Here is a 16843-nt window from a genome sequence, read left to right as displayed (position 1 = left end):
GGAGCCGATGCAGCTCTCGTGCGAGGTCCGGCAACAGCGGGGCGTCGCCCGCGCCGCCCACGACCGCGGGCGGTGTGGGCATGGCGCGTGGCGACGCATCGGTGTCTGCCTCGGTGCGGCTGTCGTCGCGCGACGGCATCCGCTCGAGCGGCACGGGGCGCGGTAGCCCCAGCGCATTGGCCAGGCGGCTGCCCACGGCGGAGTTGGCGAAAGCCAGATATCGGTCGGACGTCGTCACGGCGCGGAAATCCTCAGAGTGATAGGCAGCGGCAGGCGGGCGAGCTCACGGCGTGAGCGCTTCGTCGGCCGCTTCCTGTTGCTGGGCGTGCTGCATGTCGGCAAGGCGACCGAAGTCGGGCGGGAAATCGTCGACGGCCACGGCCCGCGCCGCAAAGTCGGCGTACTGCGCCAGCACCTGGCGCTCGCCGTCGCTCACGAGATGCAGATGCGCGGCCTGCTCCACCCACTCGGAGAATTCGGGCAGGCTTTGGGGCATCGTCGGCAGGCGGCCCTCCTTGACCGCCGTGCGCAAACGCTGCTCGATGGCGGTGACCTGCGGCGTCATCTGGAAAACGATCTCCCCGTAAGCCAGACCGTCGATTTCGGGGCGCGGCGAATAGCTGCCGGTGATGAGGCGCTCGCGCGCGTCGCCCGGCGTTTGCATCAACTCGGCGACCTGAGTGGCCAGCGCATCGGACGGTTTGGCATAGGGCAGGCCGAGCGGCATGAGTTTCCAGCGCATCCACCAGGCGACGGCGCGCGACGGATAGTTTGCAAGCACGCCTTCGAACGCCTCGCGTGCCTGCCAGAGCGCGTCCTGCGCGGCCCAGTGCACCAGTGGCAGATCGGCGGTGGGGCGGCCTTCGTCTTCGTAACGCTTGAGCGTCGCCGTCAACAGGAACAATTGAGAGAGGATGTCGCCGAGCCGGCCCGTGAGGCGCTCGCGCCGCTTGAGCGAGCCGCCGAGCACCGCCATCGAGACGTCGGATGCAATGGCGAGCAGCGTCGATAGGCGATTCGCGGCGCGGTAGTACCCATGCAACTCCGGCGCGGCGTTCGACGGCACGGCGGAGAAGCGCGCATGCGTGATGCCGTGCAGGGCACCGCGCACGATGTTGCTCGTGACGAAGCTCAGATGGCCGAAGAGGGCGTCGTCGAAGGCGCGCACGGCCGCTGCTCGATCCGCCGTTTGCGCGGCGCTCAGCTCCTTGAGCACGTACGGATGGCAGCGGATCGCGCCCTGACCGAAGATCATCAGGCAGCGCGTCATGATGTTGGCGCCCTCCACTGTGATCGATACCGGGATCTGCTGGTAGGCGCGGGCAAGGAAGTTGTTCGGGCCCATGCAGATGCCTTTGCCCGCGACGACATCCATGCCGTCGTTCACCACTTTGCGGGCGCGTTCGGTCACGTGGTATTTCGCAATGGCGGAGATCACCGAGGGCTTCTCGCCAAGATCGACGGCGAGCGCTGCCATGCGGCGTGCGGCGTCCATCGCGTAAAGGTTGCCGGCCATGCGCGCAAGCGCCTCCTGCACCCCTTCGAACTTCCCGATCGGCGTGCGGAATTGACGCCGTACCGCCGCATAAGCCCCCGTGGCACGCACGGCAAGCTTCGAGTAGCCGACGTTCGAGGAGGGCAACGAAATCGCACGGCCCGCCGCGAGACACTCCATCAACATGCGCCAGCCTTTGCCGACCTGTGCCTGGCCGCCGATCACCCAGTCGAGCGGAATGAAGACGTCCTTGCCGGCATTCGGGCCGTTCTGGAAGACGGCGTTCAGCGGCCAGTGGCGACGCCCGATCACCACGCCCGGATGGTGCGTGGGAATCAGTGCGCAGGTGATGCCTGGGGCGTCGTCGTCACCGAGCAGATGGTCGGGATCGAGGGCTCGGAAGGCGAGGCCGAGCACCGTCGCGATCGGCCCCAGGGTGATGTAGCGCTTGCTCCACGTGACACGGAACCCAAGCGTTTCGCGGCCCTCGTGAACGCCTCGGCAGACGATGCCGACGTCGGGGATGGCGGCGGCGTCCGAGCCCGCGTATGGGCTCGTGAGTGCGAAGCAAGGGACTTCGTCCCCCTTCGCCAGGCGCGGCAGATAGTAGTTCTTCTGGGCTTCGGTGCCATAGTGAAGCAGCAGTTCGGCGGGGCCGAGCGAGTTCGGCACCATGACCGAAACGGCGGCCGCCGAGCAACGCGAAGCGAGCTTCATCACCACTTGAGAGTGCGCGTACGCGGAGAATTCGAGGCCACCGTAGCGCTTGGGGATAATCATTCCCAGAAAGCCGGCATCCTTCGCGTATTGCCATGCGTTTGGCGGCAGGTCCTGCCAGACCTGGGTGCTTTCCCAGTCGTTGGACAGGTCGCACAGGTGTTCGACCTCGGTGTCCAGGAAGGCCTGCTCTTCGGCGGACAAGGTGGGCGCGGGCAGCGCCATGAATTTTTTCCAGTCGGGACGGCCGGAGAACAAATCCGCATCCCACCAGACGGTGCCGGCTTCAATGGCGTCTTTCTCCGTCTCGGACATCTCCGGCATGATCGTGCGGAATTTGGCGAGCAGCGGTGCGGTGATCCAAGCGCGCCGCAGCGGGCCAATGCTGAGGACCAGTGCCGGCAAGACGAAGATGACGGCGAGTAAGACGGTCGCCACCGTCCCCGTCAGCCCGCTCACCGCGCCTGCGCCCGCCCACACCACAGTCGCCAACAACCACTGCCAGGCGTGCGCACGATAAAAGAGCAGGGCGCTTACGCCCGCGACCCACGCAAGAATCCATAGAGCCATCATGCTGTCCTCCCTCTCGGTTCATCCTCCCGGCCGGGGGTGCCGTAGCACCGGTCGGGGACGCCTCAGCGTCGATTGGGCCTCGCCTCCCGATTGGCGTTCGGGCGTCTGTTCAGGTTTGGCCTTCGTGTTCGATCGTCGTCGACTGGCTCGGACCTTCTCCGGCTGTCGGTGATCGGTATTCAGGCATTGGCGAGCGAGCGGTCGTCGGCGCCGGGGATCCGAGGCGCGGCATTCGCTTCTGCGGTTGTCGTGGGCGGGGCGGCGACGTATCCGGCGTCGCGTGGCGGCGTAATGTCCGCGGCCTTCGCCAGCGCGAAGACGTCGGCGAAGCTCGCCAGTTGCTCCTCGCCCGGCATCGGCGCCCTGAGCGCCGCGACCATGAGGGCCGTGAGCCGTGCCACGACCTGCAGGTCGCCCATCGCCTGGCCTTGGGCGAACGTGTCGATCAGTCGAGCGGTGTCGCTGCTCGCGAGCACGCCGGACAGGGCCTGAAGCGCGAAGTGCAGACGCCAGCCCAGTTCCTGGCGCGGCAGCTCAGGTAACGCGCGGGCGAAGGCGTCGAAGAAGCGCTCGAAGACGGGGGCGTAATGCTGCTGCAAATAGTCGCGGATGAACGGCGACGGATCGGCGTACACCCGCCCGAGCAGGCGCAGGAACGCCGGGCCGCCGATATCGCGATGATGCGAGATGGCAAGGGCGGGGATGAACATTGCCCCCAGCACGTGTTCGCACGTGAGCTGCGGTGCCGGCCACTCGGCTTCGGCGCGCGTCAGCAGCGCGAGCCGCTCGTCGTTGAGCCGGTCGAGCCGACGCGCCAACATGGCCTGGAGCAAGGTCTCCTTGCTGCCGAAGTGATAGTTGACGGCGGCCAGGTTGACGTCGGCTCGCGACGTGATCTGACGCAAGGACATCGCTTCGTAGCCGTATTCGATGAAAAGGTCTTCTGCGGCATCGAGGATGCGTAGCTTGGTGTCGCCGACGTGCCGGCCGGCGGAAAGGCGTGGGCTCACGAAGCACCTCCAGTGTGATGCGGCGCGAGGCCGCGCCATCGGATGGAACCGATGTTTCATTCAAACGTACGAATGAATCCTAAGCCGTAAGTGGGCTTCCCCCAAGATCTTTTTCTGGACGCGATCCTCTAAAGCGTAATGCCGGCCTGTACCGACCTGTTGCGACATGCCCGGCAGGGCGGGCGGCGTCGGGAAGGCACGTGAAGGCAAAATGGTCCGATTTCCCTGATATCGGGGCGGAAAGTCTGGAGGCGGGGCAATAGTTTGCTAAAATGTTCCGCTTTGTGTTCAAAACCGTTTTGGCGCTACCCCGCATGTCGGGGGCGGAGGGAAGCCGGCGTCGCAACGTCGGTTCCGGCCCAAGGTTGATTAACTGACAGGGTCCGCTTGTGGCATTCCCTCGCCGCAACACAGAACGACCCTCTGGAAGGACGAATATCCTCATGACTATCGCTGTTGAAAACCTCGGCAAGCTCGAGCGTCGCTTTACCATCGCCCTGCCCAAGCAGGAAGTCGAAAAAGAAGTTGCGGCACGCATTCAGAAGCTGTCGAAGACGGTGCGTATGCCGGGCTTCCGCCCGGGCAAGGTGCCCCTGAAGATGGTCACCCAGCAGTACGGTGGTCAGGTCGAAGCCGAAGTCGTGAGCGACAAGGTCGGCCAGCAATTCTTCGACATCAGCAAGGAACAGGATCTGCGCGTCGCGGGTCAGCCGCGCTTCGCGCCGAAGGTCGACGCGGGCGAGGCCGAGTACGCATTCGATGCCACGTTCGAGATCTACCCGGAAGTCAAGATCGGTGACCTGGCCACGGCCGAGGTGAGCCGTACCACGACGGACGTCTCGGAAGCCGAGATCGACCGCACCATCGACATCCTGCGCAAGCAGCGCGTGCACTACCACGTGCGCGGCGAAGTCGGCGCCCACGGCGACGGCGGCTCGGTCGAAGCCAAGGACGGCGACCGCGTGACGGTCGACTTCGTTGGCAAGATCGACGGGGAAGCGTTCGCCGGCGGCAGCGCCGAAGACTTTGTGTTCGTGCTGGGCGAAGGCCGCATGCTGCCTGAGTTCGAGACGGCCACGCTGGGCCTGAAGGTGGGCGATTCGAAGGATTTCGAACTCAAGTTCCCCGACGAGTACCACGGCAAGGAAGTGGCCGGCAAGACCGCTACGTTCACCGTGACGCTGAAGAAGGTCGAGTGGGCGCACCTGCCTGAAGTCGACGGCGAGTTCGCCAAGTCGCTCGGCATCGCTGACGGCAGCATGGAAAAGATGCGCGCCGATATCAAGGAAAACCTGTCGCGCGAAGTGAAGCGTCGTACGCAGGCCTTGCTCAAGGATCAGGTGATGAACGCGCTGATCTCGGTGTCGGAGCTCGACGTGCCGAACGCATTGGTCGCACAGGACCAGGAGCGCCTGGTGGCAATGGCCCGTCAGGATTTGACGCAACGCGGCGTGCCGAACGCCGGCAACGTGCCGATTCCGGCGGAAATGTTCAAGGAGCAAGCCGAGCGTCGCGTGAAGCTGGGTCTGATTCTGGCCGAGCTGGTCAAGCAGAATGACCTGCAAGCCAAGCCGGAGCAAATCAAGGCCGAAGTCGAAGAGTTCGCGAAGAGCTACGAAGACCCGCAAGAAGTCGTCCGCTGGTACTATGGCGATCAGCAGCGCATGGCGGAAATGGAAGGTTTCGTCGTCGAGAACAACGTGGTCGAATTCGTCCTGGGTAAGGCCAAGGTGACCGACAAGCAGGTCAGTTTCGAAGAGCTGGCCGGCAACTCGCAAGCCTGATCGAACGCGACACGACCGATTGAACCGCCGCGGCCGCAATGCCGTGGCGGTTCTTTTCCAAATGGCCTCCGGGCCTCCTCCCTGCGGCGCGCAAAACCATCTCGATAGAAGGGTCGAACCGATATGATTACCCGTTCCGAATTGCTCGCCCAACTCGCCTCCCCGACGTACAACTCCGCACTCGAGACGCAAGGCCTTGGCCTCGTGCCGATGGTCGTCGAGCAAAGTGGTCGTGGCGAGCGCGCTTACGATATTTACTCGCGACTCCTCAAGGAGCGCATCATTTTCCTGGTGGGCGAGGTCAACGACCAGAGCGCCAACCTCGTCGTCGCACAGTTGCTGTTCCTCGAGAGCGAAAATCCGGACAAGGAAATCTCGATGTACATCAATTCGCCGGGCGGTTCCGTCTCGGCGGGCCTGGCGATTTACGACACGATGAAGTTCGTCAAGCCGGCGGTCTCGACGCTGTGCCTGGGCATGGCGGCGAGCATGGGCGCATTTCTGCTGGCGGCCGGTGAGAAGGGCAAGCGCTTCGCGCTGCCGAACGCGCGCATCATGATTCACCAACCGCTGGGCGGCGCTCGCGGTCAGGCGTCGGACATCGAGATCCACGCCAGGGAAATCCTGCTGCTCAAGGATCGGTTGAATCGACTGTTGGCCGACAACACCGGCCAGTCGCTCGAGGTCATCGCGCGCGACACCGATCGCGACAACTTCAAGTCGGCGGCCGATGCCGTCGAGTATGGGTTGATCGACCGCGTGCTCGAAAAGCGTCCCTGATTCGGTTTCGAGTTCGAGAGCGCGCAACGACAAAAGGTTGGCGCGACACCGGGCGGCGTCGTTTTTGAAAGCCAGGTGTTCGTGCCAAGTCTTTGTCGTAAAAGGGAAATTATTGCCGATGCGGCTGGGTCACACGCTCGCACGGCATGGCGTTACAATGAGATTCACGTATGCCGCGTTTGCCGCCCCCGGCGGGGGACGACCGGGGCGCAAATTGCTAGCAGGCTGACACAGATATGGTGGATAAAAAAAGCACTTCCAACGGCGAAAAGCTGCTCTACTGCTCGTTCTGCGGAAAGAGTCAGCACGAGGTCAAGAAGCTCATCGCGGGGCCGTCGGTCTTCATTTGCGACGAGTGCATCGATCTGTGCAATGAGATTATCCGCGACGAGGCCGCTGCGGCCGAAGACGAGAGCGGCAGCGGCGGCAAGTCCGATCTGCCGTCGCCGCTGGAAATTCGCGAGAGTCTCGATCAGTATGTGATCGGTCAGGACCGTGCCAAGAAGATTCTGGCCGTGGCGGTCTACAACCATTACAAGCGACTGAAGCACCTCGGCGACAAGCGCGACGAAGTCGAACTCGCCAAGAGCAACATCCTGCTCATCGGGCCGACCGGCTCGGGCAAGACATTGCTCGCGCAAACGCTCGCCCGCCTGCTCAACGTGCCCTTCGTGATTGCCGACGCCACCACGCTGACCGAAGCCGGTTACGTGGGGGAAGACGTCGAAAACATCATCCAGAAGCTGCTGCAGAACTGCAATTACGAGATCGAGCAGGCGCAGAAGGGCATCGTCTATATTGATGAAATCGACAAGATCAGCCGTAAGTCGGACAATCCGTCGATTACGCGCGACGTGTCGGGCGAGGGCGTGCAGCAGGCGCTGCTCAAGCTGGTCGAAGGCACGATGGCGTCGGTGCCGCCGCAAGGCGGTCGCAAGCACCCGAACCAGGATTTCATCCAGGTCGACACGACGAACATCCTGTTCATCTGCGGCGGAGCGTTCGATGGTCTCGAGAAGATCATCATGAACCGTACCGAGAAGACAGGCATCGGATTCGGTGCAACGGTCAAGACCGGTGAAGAGCGTGACGCCAGCGAGTTGCTGCGTGACGTCGAGCCGGAAGATCTGATCAAGTTTGGCCTGATCCCGGAGCTGATCGGTCGTCTGCCGGTGGTTGCCACGCTGGGCAAGCTTGACGAGGACGCGCTGGTGACGATCCTCGTCGAGCCCAAGAACGCGCTGGTCAAGCAATATCAGCGCTTGTTCCTGATGGAAGGCGTGGAACTGGAGATTCGGCCGGCCGCGATGCACGCGGTGGCGCGCAAGGCCATCAAGCGCAAGACGGGCGCGCGCGGCTTGCGCTCGATCATCGAGCAGGCCTTGCTCGAAGTGATGTACGAGCTCCCGTCGCTAAAGGGCGTCACCAAGGTGATCCTCGACGAAAACGCGATCAGCGGCGACGGGAAACCGCTTTTGATTTACCAGGAGTCGCCCAAGGTTGCCGGCTCCAATTGAACGGTCAACTCAGCGCTACCCGAAGCCGTTCATGGAAACATGGACGGCTTTTTTTCCTTCATACTAGTGCCGCGGGCAATGAAACCCCGAGCGGTGCAACTTACCGGCGAAAGGGCTGTTCCACTCCCCCTTGTAATTCCCGTCGGCGGCCTCAATTAGCTGGAACACAACGGTATCGTTAAATATGGGGAACGAGATGTCAGGCACCCAAATCCTCCCGCCCGAAGCGATTCAACTGCCCCTGTTGCCTTTGCGCGACGTGGTCGTGTTTCCGCACATGGTGATTCCCCTTTTCGTGGGGCGTCCAAAATCGATTAAAGCGCTTGAAACCGCCATGGAAGGCGGCAAGCACATCATGCTCGTCGCCCAGAAGGCGGCGGCCAAGGATGAGCCCACGTCGAAGGATCTCTACGAGATCGGCTGCGTGGCGAACATTCTGCAAATGCTCAAATTGCCCGATGGCACCGTCAAGGTGCTCGTCGAAGGGATTCAGCGCGCCCGCACCCTGAGTGTGGACGAAGAGGAAACCCAGTTCACGTCGGAAGTGATGCCGCTCGAACCGGACGACGGCAACTCGCCGGAATCCGAGGCGCTGCGCCGCGCGATCGTGGCCCAGTTCGATCAGTATGTGAAGCTCAACAAGAAGATTCCGCCGGAGATCCTGACGTCGCTCTCGGGTATCGACGAGGCGGGTCGTCTGGCGGACACGATCGCCGCCCACCTGCCGCTCAAGCTGGAGCAGAAACAGAACATCCTGGAAATGTTCCCGGTCATCGAGCGTCTCGAGCACCTGCTCGCGCAGCTCGAGAGCGAGATCGACATTCTTCAGGTGGAAAAGCGTATCCGTGGCCGCGTGAAGCGCCAGATGGAGAAGAGCCAGCGCGAGTACTACCTGAACGAACAGGTCAAGGCGATCCAGAAGGAGTTGGGCGAGGGTGAAGAAGGCGCGGATCTCGAAGAGCTCGAGAAGCGGATCAAGGCCGCGCATCTGCCCAAGGAAGCCAAGAAGAAGGCTGACGCCGAACTCAAGAAGCTCAAGCTGATGTCGCCGATGTCGGCCGAGGCGACCGTCGTGCGTAACTATATCGACACGCTGGTCGGTCTGCCGTGGCGCAAGAAGAGCAAGGTCAACAACGACCTGTCGAACGCCGAGAAGGTGCTCGACGAGGATCACTTCGGCCTGGAGAAGGTCAAGGAACGCATCCTTGAGTATCTTGCCGTGCAACAGCGCGTCGAGAAGGTCAAGGCACCGATCCTGTGCCTGGTGGGGCCCCCCGGTGTGGGCAAGACCTCGCTCGGTCAGTCGATCGCGCGTGCGACGAACCGCAAGTTCGTGCGCATGGCGTTGGGCGGCGTGCGTGACGAGGCCGAGATTCGCGGTCACCGTCGTACGTATATCGGGTCGATGCCGGGCAAAATCCTGCAGAGTCTGTCGAAGGTGGCCGTACGCAATCCGCTGTTCCTGCTCGACGAAGTGGACAAGATGGGCATGGATTTTCGCGGGGATCCGAGTTCGGCGCTGCTCGAAGTGCTCGACCCCGAGCAGAACCACACGTTCTCGGACCATTACGTCGAAGTCGACTTCGATCTGTCGGACGTGATGTTCGTGGCCACGTCGAACTCGCTGAACATTCCGGCGCCGCTGCTCGACCGTATGGAAGTGATTCGCCTGTCGGGCTACACGGAAGACGAGAAGGTCAACATTGCCCAGCGTTATCTGCTGCCCAAGCAGAAGAAGAACAACGGGCTGAAGGAAGGCGAGATCGATCTGGCCGAAGCGGCGATTCGCGACATCATCCGCTACTACACGCGCGAAGCGGGTGTGCGTTCGCTCGAGCGTGAGATCTCGAAGATCTGCCGTAAGGTCGTGAAGATGCTGTTGCTCAAGAAGGTTGACGGTACGTCGATCAAGGTCGATGCGGGCAATCTCGACAACTTCCTGGGCGTGCGCAAGTTTGACTTCGGTCTGGCCATGAAGGAAAACCAGATCGGTCAGGTCACGGGTCTGGCGTGGACGGAAGTGGGCGGCGATCTGCTGACCATCGAAGCCGCGTTGATGCCGGGCAAGGGCAACATCATTCGGACGGGTTCGCTCGGCGACGTGATGAAGGAGTCGGTCGAGGCCGCGCGCTCTGTCGTGCGTTCGCGTGCGCGCCGCCTCGGCGTGACGGATGAGCAGTTCGAGAAGAAGGACATCCACATCCACGTGCCGGAAGGGGCGACGCCTAAGGATGGTCCGTCTGCCGGTATCGCCATGACGACGGCGCTGGTCTCGGTGCTCACCGGTATTCCGGTGCGTGCGAATGTGGCGATGACCGGTGAGATCACGCTGCGCGGTGAAGTGTTGCCGATCGGCGGTCTCAAGGAGAAGTTGCTGGCGGCTCACCGTGGTGGCATCAAGCTCGTGTTGATTCCGGAGGAGAACGTGAAGGATCTCGCAGAGATTCCGGATACGGTCAAGAACGCGCTGGAGATCGTGCCGGTGCGCTGGATCGACAAGGTGCTTGAGCTGGCGTTGGAGCATGCACCGACGCCGCTGCCCGAGGAAGAGGCGAAGGCCGCGCCTGTCACGCCGAATGCGGATGCCAGCGGCAAGCAGGAAGTCATCAAGCACTGACGATAATTTTTCGTGTAGTGGGCAACGGGCGGATTGGCCGCCGATCGCTACGCGGGAAGTGCGTAAATTGCCCGGGGGTTTCCCCGGGCTTTTTTTTGTTCAGACGATGCGCTCGAAAATGACACCGGGGAAGCGCAGATTCAGGAGTGCTTCCTAAGCCGCCCAAAGGGCGCAAAACGGCTTGACATAAGGGTTTCCGGCTTGTCTAATGGCAAAGCCGACGGACCTAGCAGATCAAAGTCAAGGCGCGCAAAGAGCGCCTCCGCGGCTCAATCGCCTACTATCCTTGCAAGGGGGTTACAGTGAACAAGACGGAACTGATCGATCATATCGCGGGTGAAGCAGACATCTCGAAAGCGGCTGCCGGTCGGGCACTTGAAGCATTGGTGGGTGCGGTAAAAAAATCGCTGAAGAAGGGAGACAGCGTGACGTTGGTCGGCTTCGGCACCTTCCTCGTGGCCAAGCGTGCGGCGCGTACCGGACGCAATCCGCGCACGGGGGCCGCGATCAAGATCAAGGCAGCGAAGGTTCCGAAATTTCGCCCTGGCAAAGTATTGAAAGATACGTTAAACTGATCAGCTTCCCTGTTTCGGCGGGGAGTTGCAGCAAGAACAACACTTGAATCGGGAACGGGTGCTTAGCTCAGTTGGTAGAGCGGCGCCCTTACAAGGCGTAGGTCGGGGGTTCGAGCCCCTCAGCACCCACCAGTTCCAGATCTTGGGGAGCGGTAGTTCAGTTGGTTAGAATACCGGCCTGTCACGCCGGGGGTCGCGGGTTCGAGCCCCGTCCGCTCCGCCAAATTGTGAAAAGGCGAACTTCGGTTCGCCTTTTTTGCCATATGGCGTCTTAAGACGCATCCAGACGACTATTCCGATTTCGTATGTTCGACTTCATCCGCCGTCATCAACGATTGGTTCTCATCTTCCTGACGGTGTTGATCGTGCCGTCGTTCGTGGTGTTTGGCGTACATGGCTGGCAGGAATACGCCGCAGACGCCAGCACCATCGCCAAGGTCGGCGATCAAACCGTGACACGTCAGGAATACGACAGTGTGCTTCGCGCGCAGACCGAGCGCATGCAACAGATGTTTGGCGGCGCTGTCGATCCCAACCAGATCAACACCCCCGAAATGCGCGCCGCGGTGCTGGATAACCTGATCCAGCAGAAGCTGCTCACGCAGGAAACGCTCAAGAAGAATCTCTCGGTGCCCGATGCCCAGGTGCGTGAGGCGCTGCTCGCCATTCCGGCGATTGCGCAGTTGCGCCGCCCGGATGGTTCCATCGATGAAGCGAAGTACGCGCAATTGCTTTCTGCGCAAAACCTCACGCCGCAGCGCCTTGAAGCGCAAATTCGCTTCGAGCTGGCGTCGAACCAATTGCCGTCGAGCGTGCAGGCGAGCGCCATGCTGCCGAAGACGGTGCTCGAACGCTTCGCGCAACTGCGTGCTCAACAGCGTGACGTCTCGGTGCTGACCTTCCCGGTCACGGACTACGCCGGCAAGATCGTACCGACGCAGCCGCAGATTCAGGCGTATTACGATGCGCACAAGGCCGCCTTCCAGACGCCCGAATCGGCTGAGATCCAGTATGTCGTGCTCGACCCGAAGGCCATGCCGGCTTCGGCACAGACGCCCGCGAGCGATGACGTGCTGCGCAAGATGTACCAGGACAACCTGAAGCAATACACCACGCCGGAGCAGCGCCGCGCATCGCACATCCTGATCGCGTCGCCCGCCGACGCATCGCCGGCCGATCACGCCAAGGCGAAGGCGAAGGCCGACGCGCTGCTCGCCGAGATCAAGAAGCATCCGGATGATTTTGCCAAGCTGGCCAGCGCCGATTCGGAAGACCCGGGCTCGAAGGCCAACGGCGGCGATCTGGGCTTCTTCGCACGCGACGCAATGGTCAAGCCGTTTGCCGATGCCACGTTCGCGCTCAAGCACGAGGGTGACGTGAGCGATGTCGTGAAGAGCGATTTCGGTTATCACATCATCAAGCTGACCGGCATCAAGCCCGAGCAGACCAAGTCGTTCGATGAAGTGAAGGCGCAGCTTGCCGATCAGTATCGACAGCAGGAGTCGGCGAAGGCCTATGCGAAGTTGGCCGACCAGTTCACCAACGCCGTGTACGAACAACCCGACAGCGTGCAGCCGGCGGCCGACAAGCTCAACCTGAAGGTGCAGACGGCCACGGTCACGCGGACGCCGGATCCGTCGCAGGCGAAACTCCCGATCGGCAATGAGAAGTTACTCAAGGCCGTGTTTGGCGACGAAGCGCTCAAGAACAAGCGCAACACCGAGGCGGTGGATGTGGGTCAGGGCGTACTGGTGTCGGCGCACGTGGTGACTTATCACCCGGCCGCCACGCCGCCGCTCGCGCAGATCGAGGCGCAAGTCAAAGAGAAGGTCGTGGCCGATCTGGCCGAGCAGGCAGCGACGACGGCCGGCCAGGCCAAGCTCGAAGCGCTCAAGAAGGGGGGCGACGCCGCATTCGGCGCTGCGCAAACCGTATCGCGAGACAACCCTGGCAAGCTGCCGGCGACGGCCCTGGGGGCAATCTTCAGTGCCGATACGACCCGGTTGCCGGCGTATGTCGGTGTCGCGTTGGGCGAAGGTCAGGGCTACGCCGTGTATCGCATCGGCAAGGTCACGCAGCCGGCCGAGCAGGACGCGCAGCATCTTGCCGCCGAGGCGCAGCAACTCAACCAACTGGCGGCGCAGGCCGAATGGAACGCCTGGCTGGGCGACCTGCGTGCGCGCTCGAAGGTGAAGATCGTGAACGATGTCACCAAGTCGGGGGCCTGAATGGGCGGCCGGCACCATCGCTGAATGAAACGAGAAACGCGGCCAACCGGCCGCGTTTTTTATGTGCCGGACGTCTTCGGCGTTCGTGGTTGCGCGGGGCGCGAGGGCGCCTTGCCGGCGGGCTTGAGAAGTGGTTTGACCGTCGGCCAGACATTCTGCAGGATTTGCGGGTGCGCCTTGGCCAGAGGGTGAATCTGATCCTGCTGGAACCAGTCGGGGTGTTCAATGACACCCGCCAACAGGAACGGCACGTAGCCCGTTTTTTCCTGCTTGGCCACCAGCGAAAACATCGTGAAGAACTGCTCGCTGTAGTCGAGCCCGTAGTTAGGCGGAATGCGCATGCCGACGACGATCACACGGCTGCCTGCCTTGCGTGCCGCGCCGATCATCTCGCGCAGATTGCTGCGTGTGAGGTCGAGTGAAATGCCGCGCAGCGCGTCGTTGCCGCCGAGTTCCAGGATCGTGATGGCGGGATGATAGCGTTCGAGCAGCGGCGCGAGGCGCGCGCGTCCGCCGCTCGTCGTGTCGCCGCTGATGCTCGCGTTCACGACGTTATAATCAAACCCGCTTCGCGTGATCGTCTGCTGCATCAGATTGACCCAGCCGGTGCCGCGCGCGATGCCATATTCCGCCGAAAGGCTGTCGCCGACGACCAAAATCGTTGGCGTCCCCGAACTTGCCGCGTGCGCCGCGGTCCCTGACAGCATGCACCCGCCTACGAGGGCGGAGGCGGCCATTTTCAAGAACTCTCTTCTAACCATGTCGTTTTCCGAAAACGTGATTGAGGTGCGGGGGCTGGGCAAACGGTTGCGCGACGCGACCGGCGAGCTGGTCATTCTGCAGGATATCGATGTCAGTGTCGCCAAAGGTCAAAGCGTGGCCATCGTCGGCGCGTCGGGGTCCGGCAAGTCTACGTTGCTAGGCCTGATGGCGGGGCTCGACACGGCAAGCGACGGCAGTATCACGCTGCTGGGCAAGTCGCTCGGCGATCTCGACGAAGAGGGCCGGGCCGCGTTGCGACGCGGTGCCGTCGGTTTCGTCTTTCAATCGTTTCAACTGATGCCGCACCTCACCGCGCTCGAGAACGTGATGCTGCCGCTCGAGTTGCTGGGTGAGACACGCGACGTGCGCGATCGTGCCATCAAGTTGCTTGATCAAGTGGGGCTGGGCTCGCGTCTGGCGCATTATCCGAAGCAGCTCTCCGGCGGCGAACAGCAGCGCGTGGCGCTGGCGCGTGCTTTCGTCACCGAACCCGCCATACTGTTTGCCGACGAACCGACGGGCAGTCTGGACACGGCGACGGGGGAGCGCGTGATCGACCTGATGTTCTCGCTCAACAAGGCGCGTGGCGCAACGCTGGTGCTCGTGACACATGATCAGGCGATCGCGCAGCGTTGCGACACGACAGTGCAACTCGCCGGCGGACGAAGGATCGATGGCCCGTCGGACGCACGAGACGCAGGGTCGAAAACGCCGCAGTGATGTTGCCGCGGCGATCGCGCGTTTCAGTGCTTGCGTTTCAGGGCGTCGCCTGCAAGGCGAATCAACGACGTGGTCGAGGCGTCGTGCGCGTCGGGCGTGAGCAAGTCCGGATCGGCGAGTTCGGGCTCGATGGCGCGGCTCAGCGTCTTGCCCAGTTCAACCCCCCACTGGTCGAACGGATTGATGTTCCAGATGGCGGCCTGCACGAACACCTTGTGCTCATAGAGCGCGATCAGCGCACCCAGGCGCTCGGGCGACAATTGATCGATCACGAGCGTGTTGCTCGGACGATTGCCGTCGAAGCGGCGTTGTGCGCCCAGCGGTCCTCCAGCTTGTTCCGCCGTGGCCATCGAGCCGCCTTGCAGCAACGCTTCGCTTTGCGCGAAGCAATTGGCGAGCAGCTTGCGGTGATGATCGAGATAGGCGGGCGCATCGTATTGCGGATTCAGGACGGCGATGAAGTCCACCGGCACCAGCGTGGTGCCCTGGTGCAACATCTGAAAGTAGGCATGCTGACCGTTCGTGCCTGGCTCGCCCCATAGGATCGGCGCGGTTTGCCACGAGACAGGCGTCCCGTCGAGCTGCACCGACTTGCCATTGCTCTCCATGTCCAACTGCTGCAGATACGGCGGCAGTTTCTGCAAGGCGTCGGTGTACGGCGCGATGGAAATCGTCTGGGCGTCGAAGAAATTCCGGTACCAGATGCCGAGCAGGCCAAGCAGCACCGGCATGTTGGACTCGAGCGGCGCACTGCGGAAGTGTTCGTCCATGGCATGCGCACCGGCGAGCAACGCATCGAAATGCTGCGGGCCGAGATAGAGCATGATGATGAGCCCGATCGACGACCACAGCGAATACCGCCCGCCGACCCACTCGCCAAACTCGAACACGTTCTCGCGGTGAATGCCGAAGCGCATCGCTTCCTCGGCATTCGTCGACACCGCCACGAAGTGCTTGCCGAGTTCGCCCTCAGGAATGCCATGCGCGACAAACCAGGCGCGAATCGTGCGCGCGTTGGTCATGGTTTCGAGCGTGGTGAAGGTCTTCGAGCACACCACGACGAGCGTGGTTTCGGGGTCGAGCGAGGGCAGCGTGCGTGCCAGTTCGGTGGGATCGATGTTGGCGATGAAGTGCGCGCTCAGATCTCGCCGCCCGTAGACGGCTAGCGCGTCGCACACCATGCGCGGACCCAGGTCCGATCCGCCGATCCCGACATTGATGAGATGTCGAATGGGCTTGCCCGTCGCACCGACCCAGCGCCCGTCGCGCACGCTTTCGCTGAAAGCACGCATGCGCGAAAGGGTCTCGCGCACCCCGCGGCTGACGTCGCCGGCCGCGTCGCGAAAGGCCATGTCCTGCGGTGCGCGCAGCGCAACGTGCAACGCCGCGCGGTTTTCCGTGATGTTGACGGCGTCGCCGGCCCACATCGCATCGCGCTTGGCCGGCAGGCCGCACTCGCGCGCGAGTTGTGCGAGCAGCGTGCGTGTTGTGCCGGTAATGCGGTTCTTCGAGTAATCGAGATACAGACCGGCCGCACGCAATGAGAATTGTTCGACGCGTGCGTGAGCGCCGGTGCTCGCGAACCAGTCGCGCATGTGCTGCGCGGCAATGTCGTCGCGGTGCGTGAGCAGGGTACGCCAGGCAGGGAGTTGATCCAGACGAGTGGAAGGCGCGGATGGCTTGTACGGCATGTGCGATAAGGACATTTCGATAAAGCGGAGTATAACGGGAGTCGTCGCGAAATCACGTAGAAACGCGACGGTGGACGACCATCTGGCGGTCCTGCATCCTCGTGAAGCGAGATGTCAGGGCTAGCCGGCCGGCGCCGTGCGGCGCGTTTGCGTGCTTCGCTTGGCGCACCCCGCCTCGTTCAGCAAGTCAGCCAGTTCGGCGCGCATGGCGGGCAAAAGTTCACTTGCGGTCAGTCCAGCGGGACCGGCCCCTGCGGCGGCGCACCGTTCCGCAGCCCGGCCGTGCAGCCAGACCGCGGCCAGTGCGGCTTGCGGCGCTGGCATACCCTGCGCGAGCAGCGCACCGATCGCGCCCGTGAGTACGTCGCCCGTGC

Annotated in this window: 13 protein-coding genes and 2 tRNA genes; 9 read left to right on the top strand and 6 right to left on the bottom strand. The window is 62.7% G+C overall.

Annotated elements, in window-relative coordinates; all coding sequences use genetic code 11:
* The 3 genes from A985_RS28600 to A985_RS25605 all read right to left on the bottom strand — a co-directional run.
* The coding region (locus A985_RS28600) for a hypothetical protein (RefSeq protein WP_039830382.1) at positions 1-238 on the bottom strand (238 nt) is incomplete at its 3' end.
* A 45-nt stretch (positions 239-283) separates the two neighbouring features.
* On the bottom strand, positions 284-2782 hold the full coding sequence (locus tag A985_RS0114660) for an acyl-CoA dehydrogenase (RefSeq protein ID WP_026131989.1): 2499 nt from the start codon (positions 2780-2782) through the stop codon (positions 284-286).
* A 182-nt stretch (positions 2783-2964) separates the two neighbouring features.
* Complete coding sequence (locus tag A985_RS25605; RefSeq protein WP_051060198.1) at positions 2965-3834, bottom strand: TetR/AcrR family transcriptional regulator; 870 nt, start codon at positions 3832-3834, stop codon at positions 2965-2967.
* Between the two features lie 404 nt (positions 3835-4238).
* Here A985_RS25605 and tig point away from each other — a divergent pair, with 404 nt between their 5' ends.
* The 8 genes from tig to A985_RS0114615 all read left to right on the top strand — a co-directional run bounded on the left by tig (position 4239) and on the right by A985_RS0114615 (position 13296).
* The gene (gene tig / locus A985_RS0114650) at positions 4239-5579 is read left to right on the top strand and encodes a trigger factor (protein WP_017234152.1); all 1341 of its coding nucleotides are present in this window, start codon (positions 4239-4241) and stop codon (positions 5577-5579) included.
* Positions 5580-5705: 126 nt separating this feature from the next.
* Positions 5706-6359 carry an ATP-dependent Clp endopeptidase proteolytic subunit ClpP gene (gene clpP / locus A985_RS0114645; RefSeq protein ID WP_026131988.1) on the top strand — a complete coding sequence of 218 codons (654 nt, stop codon included), beginning with the start codon at positions 5706-5708 and terminating at the stop codon, positions 6357-6359.
* A 236-nt stretch (positions 6360-6595) separates the two neighbouring features.
* Positions 6596-7876 (top strand): ATP-dependent Clp protease ATP-binding subunit ClpX, encoded by a 1281-nt coding sequence (gene clpX / locus A985_RS0114640; RefSeq protein WP_017234150.1) that lies wholly within the window; start codon positions 6596-6598, stop codon positions 7874-7876.
* Between the two features lie 196 nt (positions 7877-8072).
* Positions 8073-10493, top strand: coding sequence for an endopeptidase La (lon, locus tag A985_RS0114635; RefSeq protein ID WP_026131987.1), 2421 nt, complete (start codon positions 8073-8075; stop codon positions 10491-10493).
* A 302-nt stretch (positions 10494-10795) separates the two neighbouring features.
* Positions 10796-11068, top strand: a complete 273-nt coding sequence (locus tag A985_RS0114630) for an HU family DNA-binding protein (RefSeq protein ID WP_017234148.1) — start codon at positions 10796-10798, stop codon at positions 11066-11068.
* Between the two features lie 56 nt (positions 11069-11124).
* A tRNA-Val gene (locus tag A985_RS0114625) sits at positions 11125-11200 on the top strand.
* A 14-nt stretch (positions 11201-11214) separates the two neighbouring features.
* Positions 11215-11291 (top strand) — tRNA-Asp (locus A985_RS0114620).
* A gap of 82 nt (positions 11292-11373) precedes the next feature.
* Positions 11374-13296, top strand: coding sequence for a SurA N-terminal domain-containing protein (locus tag A985_RS0114615; protein WP_017234147.1), 1923 nt, complete (start codon positions 11374-11376; stop codon positions 13294-13296).
* 59 nt (positions 13297-13355) lie between these two features.
* Here A985_RS0114615 and A985_RS25600 read toward each other — a convergent pair whose 3' ends face one another.
* Positions 13356-14003, bottom strand: coding sequence for an arylesterase (locus tag A985_RS25600; protein WP_017234146.1), 648 nt, complete (start codon positions 14001-14003; stop codon positions 13356-13358).
* A gap of 52 nt (positions 14004-14055) precedes the next feature.
* Between A985_RS25600 and A985_RS0114605 the strand changes: the two genes are divergently transcribed.
* The gene (locus A985_RS0114605) at positions 14056-14778 is read left to right on the top strand and encodes an ABC transporter ATP-binding protein (protein WP_017234145.1); all 723 of its coding nucleotides are present in this window, start codon (positions 14056-14058) and stop codon (positions 14776-14778) included.
* Positions 14779-14801: 23 nt separating this feature from the next.
* Here A985_RS0114605 and pgi read toward each other — a convergent pair whose 3' ends face one another.
* Positions 14802-16469, bottom strand: a complete 1668-nt coding sequence (pgi, locus tag A985_RS0114600) for a glucose-6-phosphate isomerase (protein ID WP_017234144.1) — start codon at positions 16467-16469, stop codon at positions 14802-14804.
* A gap of 120 nt (positions 16470-16589) precedes the next feature.
* On the bottom strand, positions 16590-16843 hold a 254-nt coding region (locus A985_RS25595; protein WP_017234143.1), incomplete at its 5' end, for an NAD(P)H-hydrate dehydratase.

This window comes from Pandoraea sp. B-6 (assembly GCF_000282835.1).
GTDB classification, from domain to species: domain Bacteria; phylum Pseudomonadota; class Gammaproteobacteria; order Burkholderiales; family Burkholderiaceae; genus Pandoraea; species Pandoraea cepalis.
The sequence above is the reverse complement of the archived record's forward strand: the minus strand, read 5'-3'. Positions and strand labels throughout refer to the sequence as shown.

Bases quoted from the DNA above. Each gene is read 5' to 3' on its own strand.
- A985_RS0114660 (WP_026131989.1), bottom strand. From the start codon at position 2,782: ATGGCTCTATGGATTCTTGCGTGGGTCGCGGGCGTAAGCGCCCTGCTC.
- A985_RS25605 (WP_051060198.1), bottom strand. From the start codon at position 3,834: ATGGCGCGGCCTCGCGCCGCATCACACTGGAGGTGCTTCGTGAGCCCA.
- tig (WP_017234152.1), top strand. From the start codon at position 4,239: ATGACTATCGCTGTTGAAAACCTCGGCAAGCTCGAGCGTCGCTTTACC.
- clpX (WP_017234150.1), top strand. From the start codon at position 6,596: ATGGTGGATAAAAAAAGCACTTCCAACGGCGAAAAGCTGCTCTACTGC.
- lon (WP_026131987.1), top strand. From the start codon at position 8,073: ATGTCAGGCACCCAAATCCTCCCGCCCGAAGCGATTCAACTGCCCCTG.
- A985_RS0114615 (WP_017234147.1), top strand. From the start codon at position 11,374: ATGTTCGACTTCATCCGCCGTCATCAACGATTGGTTCTCATCTTCCTG.
- A985_RS25600 (WP_017234146.1), bottom strand. From the start codon at position 14,003: ATGCTGTCAGGGACCGCGGCGCACGCGGCAAGTTCGGGGACGCCAACG.
- A985_RS0114605 (WP_017234145.1), top strand. From the start codon at position 14,056: ATGTCGTTTTCCGAAAACGTGATTGAGGTGCGGGGGCTGGGCAAACGG.
- pgi (WP_017234144.1), bottom strand. From the start codon at position 16,469: ATGCCGTACAAGCCATCCGCGCCTTCCACTCGTCTGGATCAACTCCCT.